This window comes from Muricoccus nepalensis (assembly GCF_006438825.1).
Taxonomy (GTDB): domain Bacteria; phylum Pseudomonadota; class Alphaproteobacteria; order Acetobacterales; family Acetobacteraceae; genus Roseomonas; species Roseomonas nepalensis.
This window is the reverse complement of sequence record NZ_RCZP01000030.1, coordinates 31,006-50,188: the sequence shown is the minus strand read 5'-3', so window position 1 is coordinate 50,188 and position 19,183 is coordinate 31,006. Positions and strand designations below refer to the sequence as shown.

Here is a 19,183-nt window from a genome sequence, read left to right as displayed (position 1 = left end):
CCCGCATGACCTCCCGCGTGAACCGCCGCGCCCTGCTGACGGCGGCCCCGGCCGCCGCCCTGCCCGTTGCCCTCGCCGCCCCGGCCCTCGCCCAGTCCAACCCCGAGGTGCGCTGGCGCCTCACCTCCTCCTTCCCGCGCAGCACCGACATCCTCTTCGGCACCGCGGAGGCCGTCGCCAAGCGCGTGGGCGAGCTGACCGAGGGCAAGTTCCGCATCACCGCCTTCCCCGGCGGCGAGATCGCCCCGGCCCTCTCGGCGCTCGACGCCGTGCAGTCCGGCAGCATCGAGTGCGCCCACACCGCGTCCTACTACTACATCGGCAAGGACCCGGCCCTGGCCTTCTTCACGGCCGTGCCCTTCGGCCTGAACGCCCGCCAGAACACGGCCTGGCTCCGCTACGGCGGCGGCCAGGAGCTGATGAACGAGATGATGCGCGACTACAACGCGATCGCCTTCCCCTGCGGCGACACGGGCGCGCAGATGGGCGGCTGGTTCCGGCGCGAGATCCGCACCGTCGACGACATCAAGGGCCTGAAGTTCCGCATCACCGGCCTCGCCGGCCAGGTCTTCCAGCGCCTGGGCGCAACCCCCTCCGTCGTGCCCGCCTCCGACATCTACTCCTCGCTCGAGCGCGGCACGATCGACGCGGCGGAGTTCGTCGGCCCGCACGACGACGAGAAGCTCGGCTTCGCCCGCGTGGCGCCGAACTACTACGCCCCGGGCTTCTGGGAGCCGGGCGCGCGGCTGCACTTCATCGCCAACCAGCGCGCCTACGACGCCCTGCCGGCCAACTACAAGGCCGCGATCGCCGTCGCGACCGCCGAGGCCGACGCCGAGATGGTGGCGAAGTACGACGTCGCGAACCCGCTGGCGCTCCGCCGGCTGGTGGCGAGCGGCGCGCAGCTCCGCTTCTGGTCGCGCCCAATCCTGGAGGCCGCCTGGCGCGCCAACAACGAGGTGCTGGACGAGCTTGCCGGCAAGAACGAGCGCTTCAAGAAGATCCTGGAGAGCCACCGCCGCTTCCGCGACGACGTCTACACCTGGCACCGCGTGAGCGAGAATTCATTCGATAACTTCGCCTTCACCGCCTCCCAGACGGTGCGCTGACCCCGCCCAGCGTCTAAGGGAAGGGGGCGGGGCCGAGGGGTCCCGCCCCCTCCTGTTCCGCCCCCTGCCCTGACGGACCCCCATGGACATCGCTGGTTTTCTGTCCGCCCTCCTGATGGGCGCCGTGGAGGGGCTCACCGAGTTCCTGCCCATCTCCTCCACCGGCCACCTGATCCTCCTGCGGGAGCTGATCGGCTTCCAGGGACCGCCCGGCAACGTCTTCGAGATCGCGATCCAGCTCGGCGCCATCCTCGCGGTCGTCGTCGTCTACTGGGACGACCTCTGGCGCATCGCCGGCGGCATGTGGCGCCCGGGGACGGTCGAGCGTTACGCGGCCACGAACATCCTCCTCGCCTTCCTGCCCGCCCTCTTCATCGGCGCGCTCCTACACGGCCCGATCAACCGGCTGCTGTTCAACCCTTGGGTGGTCGCCGTGGCGCTCATCCTGGGCGGCGTCGCCATCATCCTGATCGAGCGCAAGCGCCACACGCCCACGATCACCTCCATCCCCGAGATCGGGCCGGTGGCGGCGCTGCTGATCGGCTTCGGCCAGGTGCTCGCGATGGTCCCCGGCACCAGCCGCTCCGGCGCGACCATCATCGCGGCGCTGCTGCTCGGCGTGGAGCGCCGCGCGGCCGCCGAGTTCTCCTTCCTGCTGGCCATCCCCACCATGCTGGCCGCGACCGTCTACAGCCTCTGGAAGGCCCGGCACGACCTCGACCTCTCCGGCCTCGGGCAGATCGGCGTGGGTTTCGCGGTCGCCTTCGTCGTCGCCCTCGTCGTGGTGCGGACCGTGCTCGCCTCCATCTCCCGCATCGGCTTCACGCCCTTCGGCTGGTACCGGATCGTCCTCGGCGTCGTGATCATCGCTTGGCTCTCCCTGCGCGGGGCTGTGTCCTCCTAGCAAGGCGCCGCGAAAACAGGGGCCGCGGCCGGTCGGGCGCGGCGCGACACCTTCCGGCGGAGACGCCGATCACGTAACGGTGTGCCCCTTCGGCGAGGGGGTGAGCCATGTTCGATCCACGCGAAAGACGGGACCGGCGCCCCAGCCGCAGGGCGCCTTCCGCTTCGCACCGTCTCGCCCCGGGCCTTCTTGCCCTCCTCCTGCTTGGGCTGTCCCTGCCCGCGGCAGCCCAGGGCTGGCCCGCCGAATCCGGCCCAGGCGGCGACAGCCTTCGTTCCAGCCTCCGGCAGTTCGAGCGCCTGGACCCGCCCCCGATCGAGGCCACCGGCCGCCGGGAGCGCGCCGTGCCGGACCTGCCGCCGATGGCCCTGGTGCCGAGCGGCACGGTCGAGGTGGGAATGCCCGTCGTTTCCGGCGCGGCCCTGCCCAGGGCGGACGCGCCGCCGGCCCGCCGGGCCGCGCGCCGTCACCCTACAGGGCGGCGCCCCCTTGCCATGCCGGTCGCGCAGGCCCCGCGGAGCCGCGAGAGGGCGCTTGTCCGCGAGCTCGCCGCGCATGACCACCGAATCCGCGAGCTGGAGCGGCAGATCCGCTACCGCTCACCCCGCTAGGCGGGCCGCCGCGTCAGGCGGCCTGCAGCGCCACCTCGTACTCGGCCTCGGTCTTGGAGCGGACCTCCTCCTCGGTGACGCCGGGCGCGAGCTCGATCAGGCGCATGCGGCCGGCCTCCTTGTCGATCGCCATGACGCAGAGCTCCGTCACGACCATGTCCACGACGCCCTGGCCGGTCAGCGGCAGGTTGCAGGCGCGCAGCAGCTTCGGCTTGCCGCCGGCCGTGTGCTCCATCAGCACCACCACCCGCTTCACCCCGGCCACGAGGTCCATGGCGCCGCCCATGCCCTTCACCATCTTGCCTGGGATCATCCAGTTCGCGAGGTCGCCGTTCTGGGCCACCTGCAGCGCGCCGAGGATGGACAGGTCGATGTGCCCGCCCCGGATCATCGCGAAGCTGTCCGCCGAGGAGAAGAAGCTCGTGGTCGGCAGCTCGGAGACCGTCTGCTTGCCGGCGTTGATGAGGTCCGCGTCCTCCTCCCCCTCGTAGGGGAAGGGGCCGATGCCCAGCATGCCGTTCTCGCTCTGCAGCTGGACGGAGACGCCGTCCGGGATGTGGTTCGCGACCAGGGTCGGGATGCCGATCCCCAGGTTCACGTAGAAGCCGTCCTCCAGCTCGCGCGCGGCGCGGGCGGCCATCTCGTCGCGGGTCCAGGCCATGGGCGGGCGCTCCTCAGCGGGTCGGAAGGGGATCGGTGCCGGCGCCGGCCGGCACGGCGGGCTCGGCGCGCTTGCGGGTCGTGCGCTGCTCGATCCGCTTGGCCGTGCCGGGGGGCACGACGATCATGCGCTTCACGTAGATGCCGGGCGTGTGGATGTGGTCCGGATCCAGCTCGCCCTGCCCGACCATCTCCTCCACCTCGACCACCGTCATCCGGGCGGCCGTGGCCATCATCGGGTTGAAGTTCCGCGCGGTCTTGCGGAAGACGAGGTTGCCCTCGGGGTCCGCCTTCCAGGCGTGGACGATGGCGAGGTCCGCCATGATGCCCCGCTCCATCACGTAGGTGACCCCGTCGAACTCCTGGGTCGGCTTGCCCTCGGCCACGGCCGTGCCGACGCCGGTGCGGGTGAAGAAGGCGGGGATGCCGGCGCCGCCCGCGCGGATGCGCTCGGCCAGCGTTCCCTGCGGGTTGAACTCGATCTCCAGCTCGCCCGCGAGGTACTGCCGGGCGAACTCGGCGTTCTCGCCGACATAGGAGGCGATCATCTTCCGGATCTGCCGGGTCTTGAGCAGGAGCCCAAGGCCCGCGTCGTCCACGCCCGCGTTGTTCGAGACGCAGGTAAGGTTCTTCACGCCGCTGTCGCGGATGGCCTCGATCAACAGGCCCGGGATGCCGCAAAGGCCGAAGCCGCCGGAATGGATGAGCATGCCGTCGTGCAGAACGCCCTCGAGGGCCGCCCGCGCGTCGGGATAGAGTTTCCGGCTCATCAGGCGTCTTCCTCCAGGCGTCGTTGCGCCCGGAACCTAGCCGCCCGGCCGCAGCGGAGAAAGGGGGGCGAGAAAGGTGACGGAGGGGATTGCCTGCCCCGTGGGAGGCGGCTATATCGCGGCACCCCAGGGTGGGGGGCCATAGCTCAGTTGGGAGAGCGCTTGAATGGCATTCAAGAGGTCGTCGGTTCGATTCCGATTGGCTCCACCAGTTTGATGGGGTGACGCGGGGCGCTCGGAAACGGGCGCCCCGCTCCTCGTTTGGGGATTTGCCCAAGTGGAGCGCGGGAGGCCGAGACAAGGGCCAACGCCGCCGCCGCGAAATCCCGACGGTACCCGCCAAGCCGCGACGCGTCGGCGTCAAGATCGAAGAAGGCTGCACCGCACCCTATCACAGGGTCCAGGCGCGCCGCAGTGCCGCTGGCGGGAAGGTCGCTCCCCACGGGCGGCTTACACGCACAAGAGAAGGGCGAAGGCCTGGGCTTCCAGCCGGCGCCGCGCCCTCTCCGCTCCCCTCCTAGTCGACGCCCACGATCCGCCAGGCATAGTCCCGCCCGTCCGGCTCGGTGATCGTCACGTTCTCCCCGGGGCGGCAGGGCACGCTGCCGCGGATCACGGCCTGGATCGGCGCGTCCACCGGGCTGTCGTCGCGCCGGAAGAAGCGAAGCGCCCAGCCGGAATCCTCGTCGTAGATCACGTCGCCGTCCATCAGCCCCTGGTTGGGCCAGAAGCGGCGCGCAGGCCAGGGCTTGGAATCGGCGTACCAAGCCTTCGGGTCCGGGTAGCCCTGGGCGTCCAGCGAGAGACGCACCTCGTAGCGGTACTGGGGGCTTCCCTCCGGCAGGCCCGTCCCGCCGCTCGGCGAAAGGACGACGAGCGGCATTGTAAACCTCCCTGGCCGTGACGGCCGGCTAGATGGCCACGCGTACTCCCAATTCGACCACGCGGTCGCTCGGGATACGGAAAAACTCGGTCGCGGGAACCGAGTTGCGGGACATGATGCCGAAGAGCCACTGTTGCCAACGTGCCATCTTCGGAATGGCCGAGGCCACCACCGTTTCCCGCCCGAGGAAGTAGGAAGCCTGCATGGGGTCGTAGTTCACGCCGACTTCCCGCAGGCTCTCCAACTCCTTGGGGATGTTGGGACTTTCCTGGAAGCCGTAGCACAGCGAGATGCGGTGGATGCCCGGCGCCAGCTCCTCGACGTGGCGGCGGTTTCTCACCTGCGGCACGTCCTCGACCGAGACGGTCACAAAGAGAACCCGCTCGTGCAGGACCTTGTTGTGCTTCAGGTTGTGCAGCAGCGCGCTCGGCACGTAGTCGGCCTGGCTGGTCATGAACACCGCGATTCCCGGCACCCGCGTGGTGCGGGACTGCGGAAGGCGCGCCAGGAAGGACTTCAGCGGCAGGCTGTCCTGGCGGAAGCGGCTGAAGAGGAGGTCGCGCCCGCGATTCCAGGTGACCATCATCACAAAGATGACCCCGCCGAGCACCAGCGGCACCCATCCCCCATCGGGGATCTTGAGCACGTTGGAGAGGAAGAAGGCGAGGTCGAGCAGGAAGAGCGGGGTGAACACCGCGATGACCAGCGGCAGCGCCCAGCCGAAGGTCCGGCGGAACACCAGCCCCGCCAGAATGGAGGTTGCGACGAAGGTTCCCGTCACCGCGAGGCCGTAGGCCGCCGCCAGGCTGTCCGAGTTGCGGAAGGCGACGACGAGCACGATGACGCCGATCAGGAGCGCGAAGTTCACCTGGGGCATGTAGATCTGCCCCTCCTCCGTCTCGCTCGTGTGCCGCACCACGAGGCGCGGCATGAAGCCGAGCTGCACGCATTGCCGCGCGATGGAGTAGGCGCCCGAGATCATCGCCTGGCTCGCGATGATGGTGGCGGCCGTCGCGATGATCACCAGGGGCAGCCGCAGCCACTCCGGCGCGAGCAGGTAGAACGGGTTCTCGAGCGCCGCGCGGTCCTGCAGCAGCAGCGCGCCCTGGCCGAGGTAGTTCAGGGCAAGGGCCGGCAGCACGAAGGCGAGCCAGGCCACCTGGATCGGCCGCCGCCCGAAATGCCCCATGTCGGCGTAGAGCGCCTCCGCCCCCGTCACGGCGAGCACCACCGAACCGAGCGCGATGAAGGCCGCCAGATGGTAGGCGATGCAGAAGTTGACGGCGTAGTGCGGCGAGAGGGCGAGCAGCACCTCCGGCTCCCGCACCACCTCGATCAGCCCGAGCAGGCCGATCATCCCGAACCAGACGACGGTGATGGGCCCGAAGATGGCGCCCATGCTGCCCGTGCCGCGGTACTGGAAGAGGAACAGGGCCAGCAGGACCGCGAGCGAGAGGGGAACCACCGCGCCCTCGAAGGCCGGCGAGATGACCTTCAGTCCCTCCATCGCCGAGAGCACGGAGATCGCCGGGGTGATCGTCCCGTCGCCGAAGAAGAGCGCGGCGCCCGCGATCCCGACGATGGCGATCCACCACCGCCCGTTCGGCGTCTGCGCGGCGCGCTGGGCGAGCGCCATGAGGGCGAGGATGCCCCCCTCCCCCTTGTTGTCCGCGCGGGTGACGAGCCAGACATACTTCACGGTCACGACGATGATCAGCGACCAGATGATGAGGCTCAGGACGCCGAGGATCTCCCAGCGCTCCAGCCCGTCGGAGGAGAAGTGCAGCAGGGCCGCCCGCATGGCGTAGAGCGGGCTCGTGCCGATGTCGCCGTAGACGATCCCGAGAACGCCCAGCAGGGCGGCCGCGGTGATCGGCTGCCGTTGGCCGCGATTGGCCTCTGATGTCACGTCGGTTGCCTGCAATGGTTTGTCAGCGGCGGCATAGGGCCGCCGCCCAGGAGCCTGCAACCCTGGCCCTGCCCCAGGGTTTCAGCCACCCCCGCGGCGCCCGCGCCCCCTTGCCGTCAGTGGCCCCGCAGGATCTGGGAGAGGAAGAGCTTCAGCCGGTCCGTCGAGGGGCGGTTGAACACCTGCTCCGGCGGCCCCTGCTCGACCACCTCGCCCCGGTCCATGAAGACCACGCGGTCGGCCACCTGCTGGGCAAAGCCCATCTCGTGGGTCACCACCACCATGGTCATGCCGTCCTCGGCGAGGCCGACCATGGTGTCCAGCACCTCCTTGATCATCTCGGGGTCGAGCGCCGAGGTCGGCTCGTCGAAGAGCATGATCTTGGGCTTCATGCAGAGGGCGCGCGCGATGGCCACGCGCTGCTGCTGCCCGCCCGAGAGCTGCCCCGGGTACTTCTTCGCCTGCTCCGGGATCTTCACCCGGCGCAGGTACTCCATGGCCAGCTCCTCGGCGTCCTTCTTGGGCATGCGCCGCACCCAGATCGGGGCCAGGGTGCAGTTCTCGAGGATGGTGAGGTGCGGGAAGAGGTTGAAGGACTGGAACACCATCCCGACCTCGCGCCGGATCGCGTCGAGCGAGCGGACGTCGTCGGTCAGTTCCGTGCCGTCGACGAGGATGCGGCCCTCCTGGTGCTGCTCGAGCCGGTTGATGCAGCGGATCATCGTGGACTTGCCCGAGCCCGAGGGCCCGCAGACCACCACCCGCTCCCCGGTCGCGACCTGGAGCGAGATGTCGCGCAGCACGTGCATCGAGCCGTACCACTTGTTGACCTTGTCGAGCTGGATGGCCGGCGGGCCGTCGGCACGGACGGCGGAGGCGATGTGGCCTTCGGCGAGGGCGGCGCTCATGGCGTGGTCCTTCAATCCTGCGGGGGCGGGGTCAGCGGACGCGGTGGCGGTTCAGCTCCGCCTCCAGGTTCTGGCTGTAGCGGGACATGGCGAAGCAGTAGATGAAGTAGACAAGCGAGATGGCGATGTAGACCTCGACCCCGAAGCCCTGCCAGGCGGGCTCCACGATGGCCGTCTTGCCCGCGGTCAGCAGGTCGAAGATGCCGATGATCAGCACCAGCGACGTGTCCTTGAAGAAGCCGATGAAGGTGTTCACCAGCGGCGGGATCACCAGACGCAGCGCCTGGGGCAGGATGATGAAGCCGGTCTTGTGCCAGTAGGAGAGGCCGAGCGCGTCGGCCGCCTCGTACTGGCCCTTGGGCAGCGCCTGCAGCCCGCCGCGGACCACCTCGGCGAGGTAGGCGCCGGCGAAGAGGATCACGGCCACCTGGGCGCGCAGCAGCTTGTCGATGTTGATCCCCTCGGGAAGGAAGAGGGGGAACATGACGCTGGCCATGAAGAGAAGGCTGATGAGCGGCACGCCGCGGATGATCTCGACATAGGCGATGCAGAGCACCCGGATCGCTGGCATCGAGGAACGGCGCCCGAGCGCGACGAGGATGGCCAGCGGGAAGGCGAAGGCGAGGCCGAAGGTCGCGAGGATGAGCGTGATGGGCAGCCCCCCCCAGCGCTCCTGCGGCACGTACTCGAGCCCGAGCACGCCGCCCCACATCAGCACGCCGATCGCGACGAGCGTGACCGCCCAGACGATCGCGAGCTCCCACCGCCAGAAGCGGCGCAGCGCCGAGACGATGAAGAGCGCGGTGAAGAGCACGCAGACGATGGCCGGGCGCCAGTGCTGCTCGAAGGGATAGGTCCCGAAGAGGATGAAGCGGTGCTTCTCCGTGATCACCGCCCAGCAGGCCCCGGGATGGTCGGAACCCTTGAGCGCCCGGCAGGCCTGGGTCTGGTTGTTCGGCACCGACCAGATCGCGTTGACGAAGGCCCAGTCGATGAAGCCGAGCGCCCAGCGGATGATGAAGTAGGCCATCACCAGCGTGACCGCGGTGTTCAGCCAGGAGGAGAAGAGGTTCGCCCGCATCCAGGCGGCCGGCCCGGTGGTCAGCGCCGGCGGCTGGCGCGGCGCCGCCTCCGGCACGCCGGCCACCGAGCTTCCGAGGGAGATGTCGCTCATGCCCGTGCCCTCCTCAGCGCTCGACCAGCGCGATGCGGGAATTGTACCAGTTCATGAAAAGGCTGATCGACAGCGAGATCGTGAGGTAGACGAGCATGATGATGGCGATGCCCTCGATCGCCTGCCCCGTCTGGTTCAGCGTCGTGTTGGCGATGCTCACGATGTCCTGGTAGCCGATCGCGACCGCGAGCGAGGAGTTCTTCGTCAGGTTCAGGAACTGGCTCGTCATCGGCGGCACGATCACGCGCAGCGCCTGGGGCAGGACGATCTGGCGCAGCACCACGCCGGGCCGGAGGCCGAGCGCCTGCGCCGCCTCCCACTGCCCCTGGGCCACGGCCAAGATGCCGGCGCGCACGATCTCGGCGATGAAGCCGGCGGTGTAGGTGGTCAGGCCGACGAGGAGCGCGAAGTATTCCGGGCTGACGCTCATGCCGCCCTGGAAGTTGAAGCCGCGCAGCGCCGGCCACTCGATGCCCACGGGCGCGCCGCCCAGCCACCAGGCCAGGGCCGGCAGGCCGATCAGGAAGCCGATCGCCGCCGGCCAGATCGGGCGCGGCTGGCCGTCCTGCATCTGGCGGCGCCGCATCGCCTTCGCGAAAAGATAGAGGCCGCAGCAGCCCACGACGAAGGCCATCAGCCCCCAGCTATGCCCGACCTCCCAGTCGAGGAAGGGCAGCTTGAGCCCGCGGTTGGAGAGGAACACGCCCGTCACCGGGTTCAGCGCCTGGCGCGGCCCGGGCAGGCCCTGCAGCAGGGTGTACCAGAACAGGAGCTGCAGCAGCAGCGGGATGTCGCGGATCACCTCGACGTAGACGGCCGCGACCTTCGCCAGCAGCCAGTTCTTCGAGAGCCGCGCGATGCCGACGAGGGTGCCGAGGATGGTGGCCAGGATGATCCCGACCACGGCCACCTTCAGCGTGTTCAGCACGCCCACCGTGAGGGCGCGGAAATAGGTGCTGGCGGGGGTGTACTCGATCAGCGCCTCGCCGATCGGCAGCCCGGCCTCGCGGTTGAGGAAGCCGAAGCCCGTCGCGATCCGCCGCACCTCCAGGTTGTGCTGCGTGTTCCGCACCAGCCACCAGACGACCGCGATCACGATGCCGACGATGAGCACCTGCCAGAAGATGGCGCGCACCCGTTCGTCCGCCCAGGACAGGCGCAGCGGTTTCTTCGGGGGGGCGCGGAACTGCCGCGGGTCGGTGGCGCTCTGCGACATCCAGGGGCCTCGTCTGCTCTAAGGTAGCGCGCAGGGGGTCCGGGAGGCGCCCCCGGCAGGGGCGCCTCCCGGCGTCGGGATCAGCGGAAGGGCATCGCGTATTGCTGGCCGCCCGGCGTGGTCCAGAGGGCGTTCGGGCCGCGCTGGATGCCGATCGGCTGCAGGTGGCGGGCGAAGATCTCGCCGTAGTTCCCCGTCGCCTTGATGACGTTCACCACCCAGTCGTTCGACACGCCGAGCATCTGCCCGAGCCCGCCGTTCTTGCCGAGCATGCGCTGCACCTCCGGCCGGGTGTCGCTGGCCGCCATCTGCGCGACGTTGGCCTGGTTGACGCCCAGCTCCTCCGCCGCGACGAGCGCGTAGTGGGTCCAGCGCACGAGGTCGACGAGGCGCTGGTCGCCGTGGCGGATCAGCGGGCCGAGCGGCTCCTTGGAGATCACGTCGGGCAGGATGAGGTGCTCGGCGGGGTTCGGCTGGCTGGCGCGCGTAGCGGCCAGGCCGGAGACGTCCGTCGTAAAGGCGTCGCAGCGGTTCGAGGCGTAGGCGCTGACGAGCTCCTCGAGGCGCTCGATCACGACGGGGGTGAACTGGACGTTGTTCGCCCGCGCCCAGTCCGTCAGGTTCTGCTCGGTGGTCGTGCCGGGCTGGACGCAGATGGTCGCGCCGCTCAGCTCCTTCGCCGTCTTCACGCCGGCCGAGGCCTTCACCATGAAGCCCTGCCCATCGAAGAAGTTCACCGCGGCGAAGTCGAGCCCCAGGCTCGTATCGCGCGAGAGCGTCCACGTGGTGTTGCGCGCGAGGATGTCCACCTCGCCCGACTGCAGCGCCGTGAAGCGGCTCTGCGCGGTGGTGGGGACGTAGCGGACCTTGTTCGGGTCGTTGAAGATCGCCGCGGCAAGGGCGCGGCAGTACTCGACGTCGAAGCCGCGCCACACGCCCTGGCTGTCCGGCTGGGCGAAGCCCGCCAGGCCGGTGTTGGTGCCGCAGACAAGCGTGCCGCGCGCCTTGATCGCGTCCAGGATCGACGCACCGGCGGGAGCCGGGGCGGGCGCCTGGGCCGCGGCCGGCAGGACGCCGAGGGCCGTCATCGCGACGGCACCGAGAACCCCGATCGTTGCGCGCCGCAAGGGCTGCAAAGTCATCTCTATCTCCCTGAAGCTCATGGGGCCAGCCCTGGCGGCATGCTGCGCCAGGGATGTGCCTCGATCAACGCGGGATTGCGCGGACCGCGGAGCACGCCCTTAGCGTCCCGCCGGGCGCACGGCAAATCCCGCCCCCCGGGGTTCCATCCGGGGGCGGCGGACGCCACCATGGCGGCATCGGGGATCGGATCGGCCATGGAGGGCGCGACGCAAGCCCTGTGCCGCCTGCCGGAAGGAGGCCGTCCTGCTGCATCTCGACCACGCCCGCGTCGAAGCCCTGCTGCCCTGGGCAGCCCTGGTCGATGCCCTCGGCGCCATGTTCCAGACCGGCTGCGAGGCGCCGCTGCGCCACGCGCACGCCTGGGCGGAAGGAGCCGAGCGCAACACGCTCTTGCTGATGCCGGCCTGGCAGGCCGGCCGCTACAGCGGGGTGAAGATCGTGCACGTCGCGCCCGGCCACGCCCCCGCCGTCCACGCGGCCTACCTTCTCTCCGACGCCGCGACCGGGGCGCCGCTCGCCCTGCTCGACGGCGGCGCGCTGACCGACCGGCGCACCGCCGCGGCCAGCGTCCTCGCGGCCCGGCACCTCGCCCGGCCTGACAGCCGCCGCCTGCTGCTGCTCGGCAGCGGCAAGGTGGCCCACGCGCTGGGCTCGGCCTATCCCTCCGCCTTCCCGATCGAGCGCATTGCCATCTGGTCGCGCGACCCGGCCCGGGCCGCGCGCCTGGCCGCTCGCCTTCGCGCCGAAGGGCACCCGGCCGAGGCGACCACCGACCCGGACCCCGCCGGGGCTGACATCGTCTCGGCGGCCACCCTTTCGCGGGAGCCGCTCCTGCGCGGGGAGGCCGTCCGGCCCGGCACGCACGTGGACCTCGTCGGCGCCTTCCGCGCGGACATGCGGGAGTCCGACGCCGCCCTCCTGGCCCGCGCCACCCTCGTCGTCGACACCCGCGCGGGCGCCCTGGCCGAGGCCGGCGACGTCGTCCAGGCCATCGCCGAGGGCGCCTTCGGTCCCGGCCACGTCGCGGCGGAGATGAGCGACCTCCTCCGCGGCGGGCACCCGGGCCGGCGGGACGCGGCCGAGGTGACCGTGTTCAAGTCGGTCGGCTGGGCCGGGGAGGACCTCGCCGCCGCCATCCTCGCCTACGAGGGCGCGCGCGCCGGCGAGGGCCGGGAATAGCCGCTCAGCCCGGCGGCAGGAGGATGGCCACCCCCTCCCCCGCCGCCTCGATCCCGACCCCGAGATCCTCGAGCGACCTCCGCGCGGCCGGCGGCAGCGGCCAGCCCAGGACCAGCCGCAGCCCCTCCAGCCGCAGCGGCGGCAGCGGCCCGGCCGGCAGGTCCCGGGCCCCCGAGGCCGCGAGGATGAGCGCCCCCTCGAGCGTGGGCGTGCGCCGCTGGACCGCCTTCGCGGCGTCCGCCACCTCCAGCTCCAGCGGGCCGCCCGCCGCGAGCGCGAGGAGCGGCATCAGCTCCCGCAGCAGCCGCCCCGCCAGCACGCCCTTCACGCCCTCCTCCCGCCCGAGGGAGAGGAAGCCGCGCACGAGGTTGTCATAGGCCACCGCGGCGTCCCGCGCGCGCGCGACCTGCTTCGTCACCCTCTCCCCCTCCGGCAACTGCGGGACGGCGGTCTCGAGGTTGGCGTTCATCACCATCGAGAGGTTGTTCACCGCGTGGCGCACCGGGCGCAGCAGCAGCGCCATGGCCTGCTCGCCCGCGGGCAGGCTCTCCGGCCCCGTATGGTTCGCCGGCATCAGGGCGCGCACCGGGGGGGCTGGGGGTGATCGGTCATGATCGGGGCAGTCCTTCCAGGATGTCGTGAAACAGGCGTGCGGGAAGCGTGCCGCCGCGGACGTCGTCCATCGGCGTCGCGTCGTCGTTGCCGAGCCAGATGCCGATGACCGTGCCGCCCGAGAAGCCGACGAACCAGGCGTCGCGGAAGTCCTGGGTCGTACCGGTCTTCCCGGCGGCCGGGCGCCCGGCCACCGCCGCCGCCCGGCCCGAGCCGCGGGAGACCACCGCCTCCAGCATGCGGCGGATCGCGGCGGCGTCCTCGGGCTGCACCGCGCGTGCGGGGGCGGCCAGCCCGGCCGGGACGGGCCGCCCGTCGGCGCGGGCGGCGGCGATGCCGTGCGGCACCACGCGCATCCCCCCGTTGGCGAAGGTCGCGAAGGCCGCGGTCAGCTCCAGCAGGCTCGCCTCGCCGGTGCCGAGCGCGATGGTCGCGTCGTTCGGGAAGGGACCCGCCAGCCCCAGCCGCCGCGCCACGGCCGCCGCCTCCCGCGCGCCGCCCGCGCGGGCGAGGACCCGCACCGCCGCGGTGTTGACGCTGTGGGCGAGGGCGTCCTCCAGCGGCAGGTCGCCGCGCGCCCGCCAGGCGCCGTTGCCCGGCGACCAGCGCCCGAGGGTGAGCGGCAGGTCGGAGACGGTCGAGTCGGGCGCCAGCCCGTGCTCGAGCGCGGCGAGGTAGACGAAGGGCTTGAACACCGAGCCCGGCTGGCGCCGCGCCGAGACCGCCCGGTTGAACGGTCCGCGCCGGTAGTCCCGCCCGCCCGCCATGGCGCGCACCGCCCCCGTCGCGGCGTCGAGCACCACCACCGCCCCCTGCCCCACCTCGGCCGCCGCCCCGGGCCCGGCGAGCAGGGCCTCGAGCCGCGCCTCGACGAGGGCCTGCGCGCGCAGGTCGAGCGTCGTGCGCAGCGTCAGGTCGGCGGAGCCGGGGAAGCGGCTGGCCAGGTCCTCGTTCACCCAGTCCGCGAACCAGCCGGAATCGCGGGACGGGCGCGGCGGGAAGGCGATCCGCTCCGCCTCGGCCGCCGCCTGGGCCGCGGTCAGCGTCCCCGTCGCGGCCATGGCGCGCAGGACCTCCGCCCCGCGCTCGGCCGCCCCCCGGGGGTTGGCGCGGGGGTTGAGGCGCGAGGGCGCGCGGGGCAGCCCGGCCAGCACCGCCGACTGCCAGACCGAAAGCCGCCGCGCCGGCACCCCGAAGTAGAGCCGCGCCGCCGCGTCCACGCCGTAGGCGCCGCCGCCGAGATAGACCCGGTTGAGGTAGATCTCGAGAAGCTGGTCCTTGGTGAAGCGCCCCTCGAGCCAGAGCGCCAGCATCGCCTCCTGCACCTTTCGCCGGAGCGACCGCTCGGGCGTGAGGAAGAGGTTCTTGGCCAGCTGCTGCGTCAGGGTGGAGCCGCCCTGCGCGACGCGGCCGGTGGTCAGGTTCACCCAGGCCGCGCGCAGCAGCCCCAGGGGGTCGAGGCCGAAATGGGAGCGGAAGCGCCGGTCCTCGATGGCGAGGAGGGCGGTCGGCAGGTGGACCGGCAGGTCGCGCAGCCGCACCGTCTCCCCGTAGAGGTCGCCGCTGGTGGACAGGAGGCGCCCGTCGGCCGATTCGAGCGTCACGGAGGGGCGGCGCGTCGTCTCCAGCGCCGCCTCGGGCCGCGGCAGGTCCCAGGCGAAGACGAGCAGCACGATCCCGAGCGCCAGCCCGCCCCAGACCGTCAGCATCAGCGCCCAGGCGGCGATCCGGCGCGCCAGGCGGCGCCTCTCCCGCACCGCCGGCGGCGTGGAGGAAGGGTGGGAGCGCGGGCCGGGGCCGCTCGCCGGGGTCCCCGCGCGCTTCGTGGCGCCGGCGCGCGGAATCGTTGCGATCGGGGCCCTCGGCATGCCAGAGGACCTTAGCACGTTGGCCTGGTTCCGTGATCCCCGCGGCCAGCGCGGGCGGAACCTCGGCACGCAGGAACCAGGATGCGCGGCACGGCCATGCAACGCCTCGCCGGGGGGATCGGGTGCAGCCTCGCGCTCGCCCTCCTCCTCGCCACCCGCCCGGCCGGGGCCGCGCCGGATGGAGCCTCACCGGTGGCGGCGATGTGCCGGATGGAGTGCGGGGCGCAGTTCCCGGAGGACGCGCAAAACCCCCTCAGCGTGCAGACCTGCCTCGTCCGCTGCGCCGCGCGCGCGGCGGCGATGGGCAGCGCGAACGTGACCGCCGCCACGGTCATGCCCCAGCCCCGGACCCCCTGGACGGTTCCGCCGGCCGCGGGCCGCACGCCGGCGGCGGTCCCCGCCTCGGCCGCGACGCCGCCGCGCGCCGCCCCGCCCCGGGCGCGGGAGGCCGCGCCGGCCCGGCGCGCGACGGCTCCGGACGCGCCGCCGCGGCCCGGCATCCTGCCCGGCCCGGCAGAGGCCGGCGGCGGCCCCTTCGGCGCCATCCACCTCGCCCCCGCGCCGTCGCCCCGCTACGGGCTGGTGGTGGGCGCGGCCGACCGGGTCTCCGCGCACCGCGCGGCCGAGACGGCCTGCATCGGCGAGGCCGGCGCCACCTGCCGCCCGGCCGGCGACTTCACCGACCGCTGCGCCACGGTCGCCCACGCCCTCCGCCCGAGAGGCGCCCTGGTGACGACGGAGCACGCGAGCATGTTCACCGTCGTCGGCGCCGCGATCGGCACGGGGCCGACGCGCGAGGACGCCGAGCGCCAGGCCGCCGCCACCTGCGCCGGGATCGGGCGCGGCGGCCGCTGCCGCATCACGGAGACGCGCTGCGCGGGCTGAGCGGGCGGGATTCACCCCGCCGCCGCCCCGCCCTAGCCTGCCGCCGGCGCCGCCACGCGGTGCCCGCCGACAGGAGTCCCGCCCCGCGATGACCGACCCGAACGCCGTCCGCCGATCCGCCCTCGACTGGATCGAGGCGAACGAGCCGCGCCTCTCCGCCTTCTGCGCCCGGATCTGGGACTTCGCGGAGCCGGCCTGGCGCGAGTACCGCTCCCTCCAGGCCTATGCCGAGATCCTGCGCGCGGAGGGCTTCGCCGTGGAGGAGGGCTCCGGCGGGATGCCCACCGCCTTCGCCGCGCGCTGGGGCGAGGGCGGGCCGGTGCTGGCCGGCTTCGCCGAGTACGACGCCGTTCCCGGCAACTCCCAGCAGGTGGTGCCCCATCCCGCCCCGCGCGCCGGCCTGCACCCCTACGCCGCCGGCCACACCGACCCGCACTCGATGCTCGGCACCGCGGCCCTGGCCGCCATGCTCGGCACCAAGGCAGCGTTCGAGCAGCACGGCGTCCGCGCCACGCTGACGCTCTTCGGCGAGCCCGCGGAGAAGGTCTGCGGCTCCAAGCCCATCCACGCCGCCAAGGGCTACTACGACGGGCTGGACGCCGCCGTGGTCTGGCATCCCTGGCCCAGCAACACGGTCACCGGCGACATCCACTTCGGCGCCTACTGGAGCGCCGTGATCACCTTCGAGGCGGAGAACCCGGAAGGCTGGGTCGATCCCTCCCTCATGCCCACCCAGGCCGCGCACGCCGTGGCGCGCTCCCCCGGCGCGCTTGACGCGATGTGCCTGATGTACACGACGACGAAGTACACGAAGGAGGCGATGTTCCCGCACAGCGGCTCCTGGACGCTCAACGAGTTCGTCCTCGGCGACGGGGGCGCCACCTCGGACAACCTCGCGCCGCGCTTCAGCCAGATCCAGTACTCCTGGCGCTCCTCCTCGCTGGCCATCCAGGAACAGATCTGGCGCGTGCTGACCAACAACGCGCGCTCGGCGGCCCTGGCGACGGGGTGCCGCGCGCATGTCCGCTGGGTCACCAAGACCCGCGTCGGCCTGCCGAACCACGCGCTGACGGCGCTCACCTGGGCCAACCTCCAGGCCGTCGGCGCGCCCCGCTACGGCGAGGACGCCCTCGGCTTCGCGCGCGAGATCCAGCGCAACCTCGGCCTCGAGCCGATGGAGAACCCCTTCATCCCCGGCGTCACCACCCTCACCACCCCCGCCGACAACGACGCCAGGCTGCGCCGCACCCTCGCGGGCTGGCAGACGCATCTCAGCGCCGACGACTACGTCGAGTATTCCTGGCACTGCCCCACGGTGCGGCTGCTGGCCGCGCGCCCCCGGCTGCGGCCGCCCAGCGCGGGCTACGCCTACCCGAACTGGCCCTATCTCGCGCTCGGCGGCCTGCCGGCGGCGGTGGACCCCGGCCTGTTCGTCGCGGCGAAGACGATGGCGCTCACCATGGTGGACCTCGCCACCCGGCCCGGCACGCTGGAGGCCGCCCAGGCCGAGTTCCGCGAGCGCACGGGCGGCGGCGTCGGCGGCACCGAATGGGTCGGGCCGCTGCTGCCGCCCGACTTCGACCCGCCCGTGGACCTGCGCTGGCCCGAATACGTCACCACGCCGCGCGGCGAGGAGTGGACCTTCCCCACCCCCCGCCACGGCACGGGCGCCGGCGAACCGCTCTGACGGACCGGGCGCGCGGGCTCACGCGAGCGTCGTCAGGTCCTGGAACCAGTGCTGCGCCTGCACATAGTCCCGCACGTTGCGGCCGAGCACGTGCGGGTTCGTGTCGTGCACCACGAAGACGAGCAGCGCCTGGTCCACCACGCGCTCGTGCACCCGCGCCATCAGCCGGTCCTGCTCGGCCGGGTCGAAGGACTGCATGGCCCGGTCGATGAAGCCGTCCGTCTCCGCGTCGCTGTAGTGCGACCAGTTCACCCCGACGGGCGCCACCTGCTTCGAGTGGAAGAAGCGCACCAGCGCGTAGAGCGGATCGGAGGTGACGTAGGCGACGTTGTTCGCGGTGATCCCACGCATGGATTCGTGCGCCGCCCCGTTCCGCCAGGCCGTGTAGAGCACCTCCAGCTCCACCGGCTGGAACTCCACCTCGATGCCGACCTCCTTCCAGGACTGCTGGATGAACTCGTTCATCGGCATGGACAGCATCTGCCCGGAACCGCCGGTCGCGATCAGGAACCTTGTCTTAAGGGGGTTGCGCGGCGAGAAGCCCGCCGCCTGCACCAGCCGCCGCGCCTCGTCAGGGTCGTGGCGCACCTTGAAGGAGGGGTTGCCGTACCAGGGCGAGGCCGGGTCCACCACGCCCGTCGCCGGCTTCGCGAGCCCGCCGAGCAGGGCCACGATGTCGTCCCGGTTGATGGCGAGGTTCGCCGCCTGCCGCAGCCGCAGGTCGCGCCAGGGCGATCCCTCCAGCATCGAGAGATGGTAGTTCCAGACATGCGGGGTGACGTTCTCCACCACGCGGTTCCCGGCGGCCTTGAGCTGCGGCACCATGTCGAGCGCGGGTGTCTCGATCAGGTCCACCTGCCCCGAGAGCAGCGCGTTGCTGCGCGTGACGGCGTCGGGCGCGCAGACGAGCACCAGGCGGTCCACCTTCGGCACCCGCGCCGGGTTCCAGTAGCCGGCGTTCCGCACCAGCTCCGCCCTCTCCCGCGGGACGAGCCGCGCGAGCTTGAAGGGACCGGTGCCCGACGGCTCGGCCGCGAAGCGGTCCCAGGAGCGACCGAGCTTCTCGAACTGCGCCGGCGAGGAGATGAGGAACCAGAGGAGCTGGTAGGGGAAGAGGCTGTCCACGGTCTTGGTGGTCAGCTCCACCGTCATCGCGTCGAGCTTCCGCCAGGCGGCCAGCGAGGGCAGCCGCGGCCGCACCTGCGCCGCTTGGCGCTGGTCGAACTGCGGCGCCTGGGGGTTCATGACCTTCTCGAGGTTCCAGACCACCGCCTCGGCGTCGAAGGCCGATCCGTCGTGGAAGGCCACGCCAGGCCGCAGCTTGAGCGTCCAGCGGCGACGGTCCGCCGGGTCGGCCTCCCAGGAGGTCGCCAGCCCCGGCACCAGCTTCCCCGGCCGGTCGGCGACGTCCATCTCCCAGGCGACGAGCGGGTCGTAGATCGTGTGCCCCGTGAACTGGTAGGCCCCCGCGCCTCGGTCGGGCTGCCCCGCCGTGAGCGGGATGTCGGCCATCGAGATGCCGTAGCGCAGCACCCGTTCCGCCTGCGCGCTCGCTCTGGGAACCATCAGGCCGGAGGGAAGGGTGGCGAGGCCGGTGGCGCCCAGCAGGGCGCGGCGCGACAGGGTCATGCGGGTGGCTCCGTGGGTGGAGCCACCCGCCTAGCA

The 19,183-nt window shown here is 72.1% G+C and carries 17 protein-coding genes and 1 tRNA gene; 7 read left to right on the top strand and 11 right to left on the bottom strand.

Annotated features, from left to right (window positions below):
- Positions 1-5: 5 nt before the first annotated feature.
- The 3 genes from EAH89_RS22095 to EAH89_RS22085 all read left to right on the top strand — a co-directional run bounded on the left by EAH89_RS22095 (position 6) and on the right by EAH89_RS22085 (position 2,624).
- On the top strand, positions 6-1,109 hold the full coding sequence (locus EAH89_RS22095; RefSeq protein WP_140885876.1) for a TRAP transporter substrate-binding protein: 1,104 nt from the start codon (positions 6-8) through the stop codon (positions 1,107-1,109).
- Positions 1,110-1,191: 82 nt separating this feature from the next.
- Positions 1,192-2,013 (top strand): undecaprenyl-diphosphate phosphatase, encoded by an 822-nt coding sequence (locus EAH89_RS22090; protein WP_140885875.1) that lies wholly within the window; start codon positions 1,192-1,194, stop codon positions 2,011-2,013.
- A 107-nt stretch (positions 2,014-2,120) separates the two neighbouring features.
- Positions 2,121-2,624: a hypothetical protein gene (locus EAH89_RS22085; protein ID WP_140885874.1), complete on the top strand. Its 504-nt coding sequence runs from the start codon at positions 2,121-2,123 to the stop codon at positions 2,622-2,624.
- A 13-nt stretch (positions 2,625-2,637) separates the two neighbouring features.
- On the opposite strand, the gene EAH89_RS22080 is transcribed toward EAH89_RS22085, so the two are convergent.
- Both EAH89_RS22080 and EAH89_RS22075 read right to left on the bottom strand, forming a co-directional pair.
- Positions 2,638-3,285, bottom strand: coding sequence for a CoA transferase subunit B (locus tag EAH89_RS22080; protein WP_140885873.1), 648 nt, complete (start codon positions 3,283-3,285; stop codon positions 2,638-2,640).
- Between the two features lie 13 nt (positions 3,286-3,298).
- On the bottom strand, positions 3,299-4,054 hold the full coding sequence (locus EAH89_RS22075) for a CoA transferase subunit A (RefSeq protein ID WP_140885872.1): 756 nt from the start codon (positions 4,052-4,054) through the stop codon (positions 3,299-3,301).
- A gap of 135 nt (positions 4,055-4,189) precedes the next feature.
- On the opposite strand from EAH89_RS22075, the gene EAH89_RS22070 reads away from it, so the two are divergent.
- Positions 4,190-4,265: transfer RNA gene (locus EAH89_RS22070), tRNA-Ala, on the top strand.
- 306 nt (positions 4,266-4,571) lie between these two features.
- On the opposite strand, the gene EAH89_RS22065 is transcribed toward EAH89_RS22070, so the two are convergent.
- The 6 genes from EAH89_RS22065 to EAH89_RS22040 form a co-directional block, all read right to left on the bottom strand.
- Positions 4,572-4,937, bottom strand: a complete 366-nt coding sequence (locus EAH89_RS22065; RefSeq protein WP_140885871.1) for a hypothetical protein — start codon at positions 4,935-4,937, stop codon at positions 4,572-4,574.
- Positions 4,938-4,965: 28 nt separating this feature from the next.
- Complete coding sequence (locus EAH89_RS22060) at positions 4,966-6,861, bottom strand: potassium transporter Kup (RefSeq protein ID WP_408906314.1); 1,896 nt, start codon at positions 6,859-6,861, stop codon at positions 4,966-4,968.
- Positions 6,862-6,962: 101 nt separating this feature from the next.
- Complete coding sequence (locus EAH89_RS22055; protein ID WP_140885870.1) at positions 6,963-7,754, bottom strand: amino acid ABC transporter ATP-binding protein; 792 nt, start codon at positions 7,752-7,754, stop codon at positions 6,963-6,965.
- Positions 7,755-7,785: 31 nt separating this feature from the next.
- Positions 7,786-8,928, bottom strand: coding sequence for an amino acid ABC transporter permease (locus tag EAH89_RS22050; protein WP_140885869.1), 1,143 nt, complete (start codon positions 8,926-8,928; stop codon positions 7,786-7,788).
- Between the two features lie 13 nt (positions 8,929-8,941).
- On the bottom strand, positions 8,942-10,144 hold the full coding sequence (locus EAH89_RS22045) for an amino acid ABC transporter permease (protein WP_140885868.1): 1,203 nt from the start codon (positions 10,142-10,144) through the stop codon (positions 8,942-8,944).
- Between the two features lie 80 nt (positions 10,145-10,224).
- Positions 10,225-11,286, bottom strand: coding sequence for an amino acid ABC transporter substrate-binding protein (locus EAH89_RS22040; RefSeq protein WP_241667146.1), 1,062 nt, complete (start codon positions 11,284-11,286; stop codon positions 10,225-10,227).
- Positions 11,287-11,530: 244 nt separating this feature from the next.
- Between EAH89_RS22040 and lhpI the strand changes: the two genes are divergently transcribed.
- Complete coding sequence (gene lhpI / locus EAH89_RS22035; protein ID WP_140885866.1) at positions 11,531-12,466, top strand: bifunctional Delta(1)-pyrroline-2-carboxylate/Delta(1)-piperideine-2-carboxylate reductase; 936 nt, start codon at positions 11,531-11,533, stop codon at positions 12,464-12,466.
- A gap of 4 nt (positions 12,467-12,470) precedes the next feature.
- On the opposite strand, the gene EAH89_RS22030 is transcribed toward lhpI, so the two are convergent.
- Both EAH89_RS22030 and EAH89_RS22025 read right to left on the bottom strand, forming a co-directional pair.
- Positions 12,471-13,040 carry a hypothetical protein gene (locus tag EAH89_RS22030; protein ID WP_140885865.1) on the bottom strand — a complete coding sequence of 190 codons (570 nt, stop codon included), beginning with the start codon at positions 13,038-13,040 and terminating at the stop codon, positions 12,471-12,473.
- Positions 13,041-13,074: 34 nt separating this feature from the next.
- Entirely contained in the window at positions 13,075-14,946 is a 1,872-nt protein-coding gene (locus EAH89_RS22025; RefSeq protein ID WP_162861330.1) for a transglycosylase domain-containing protein, read from the bottom strand.
- A gap of 81 nt (positions 14,947-15,027) precedes the next feature.
- Between EAH89_RS22025 and EAH89_RS22020 the strand changes: the two genes are divergently transcribed.
- Together EAH89_RS22020 and EAH89_RS22015 are read left to right on the top strand one after the other, a co-directional pair.
- A complete protein-coding gene (locus EAH89_RS22020; protein ID WP_140885864.1) occupies positions 15,028-15,831 on the top strand; it encodes a DUF4189 domain-containing protein in 804 nt (267 codons plus the stop codon).
- An 88-nt stretch (positions 15,832-15,919) separates the two neighbouring features.
- Positions 15,920-17,518 (top strand): zinc-binding metallopeptidase family protein, encoded by a 1,599-nt coding sequence (locus tag EAH89_RS22015; protein WP_140885863.1) that lies wholly within the window; start codon positions 15,920-15,922, stop codon positions 17,516-17,518.
- An 18-nt stretch (positions 17,519-17,536) separates the two neighbouring features.
- On the opposite strand, the gene EAH89_RS22010 is transcribed toward EAH89_RS22015, so the two are convergent.
- Positions 17,537-19,147 carry an ABC transporter substrate-binding protein gene (locus EAH89_RS22010; protein WP_140885862.1) on the bottom strand — a complete coding sequence of 537 codons (1,611 nt, stop codon included), beginning with the start codon at positions 19,145-19,147 and terminating at the stop codon, positions 17,537-17,539.
- Between the last annotated feature and the right edge of the window lie 36 nt (positions 19,148-19,183).

What these genes read in the sequence shown, in the direction of transcription:
- EAH89_RS22025 (WP_162861330.1), bottom strand. Translation starts at nt 14,946, where the DNA reads ATGCCGAGGGCCCCGATCGCAACGATTCCGCGCGCCGGCGCCACGAAG.
- EAH89_RS22065 (WP_140885871.1), bottom strand. Translation starts at nt 4,937, where the DNA reads ATGCCGCTCGTCGTCCTTTCGCCGAGCGGCGGGACGGGCCTGCCGGAG.
- EAH89_RS22015 (WP_140885863.1), top strand. Translation starts at nt 15,920, where the DNA reads ATGACCGACCCGAACGCCGTCCGCCGATCCGCCCTCGACTGGATCGAG.
- EAH89_RS22085 (WP_140885874.1), top strand. Translation starts at nt 2,121, where the DNA reads ATGTTCGATCCACGCGAAAGACGGGACCGGCGCCCCAGCCGCAGGGCG.
- EAH89_RS22045 (WP_140885868.1), bottom strand. Translation starts at nt 10,144, where the DNA reads ATGTCGCAGAGCGCCACCGACCCGCGGCAGTTCCGCGCCCCCCCGAAG.
- EAH89_RS22095 (WP_140885876.1), top strand. Translation starts at nt 6, where the DNA reads ATGACCTCCCGCGTGAACCGCCGCGCCCTGCTGACGGCGGCCCCGGCC.
- EAH89_RS22090 (WP_140885875.1), top strand. Translation starts at nt 1,192, where the DNA reads ATGGACATCGCTGGTTTTCTGTCCGCCCTCCTGATGGGCGCCGTGGAG.
- EAH89_RS22010 (WP_140885862.1), bottom strand. Translation starts at nt 19,147, where the DNA reads ATGACCCTGTCGCGCCGCGCCCTGCTGGGCGCCACCGGCCTCGCCACC.
- EAH89_RS22075 (WP_140885872.1), bottom strand. Translation starts at nt 4,054, where the DNA reads ATGAGCCGGAAACTCTATCCCGACGCGCGGGCGGCCCTCGAGGGCGTT.
- EAH89_RS22020 (WP_140885864.1), top strand. Translation starts at nt 15,028, where the DNA reads ATGCGCGGCACGGCCATGCAACGCCTCGCCGGGGGGATCGGGTGCAGC.
- EAH89_RS22030 (WP_140885865.1), bottom strand. Translation starts at nt 13,040, where the DNA reads ATGCCGGCGAACCATACGGGGCCGGAGAGCCTGCCCGCGGGCGAGCAG.
- EAH89_RS22080 (WP_140885873.1), bottom strand. Translation starts at nt 3,285, where the DNA reads ATGGCCTGGACCCGCGACGAGATGGCCGCCCGCGCCGCGCGCGAGCTG.
- EAH89_RS22050 (WP_140885869.1), bottom strand. Translation starts at nt 8,928, where the DNA reads ATGAGCGACATCTCCCTCGGAAGCTCGGTGGCCGGCGTGCCGGAGGCG.
- EAH89_RS22055 (WP_140885870.1), bottom strand. Translation starts at nt 7,754, where the DNA reads ATGAGCGCCGCCCTCGCCGAAGGCCACATCGCCTCCGCCGTCCGTGCC.
- EAH89_RS22040 (WP_241667146.1), bottom strand. Translation starts at nt 11,286, where the DNA reads ATGACTTTGCAGCCCTTGCGGCGCGCAACGATCGGGGTTCTCGGTGCC.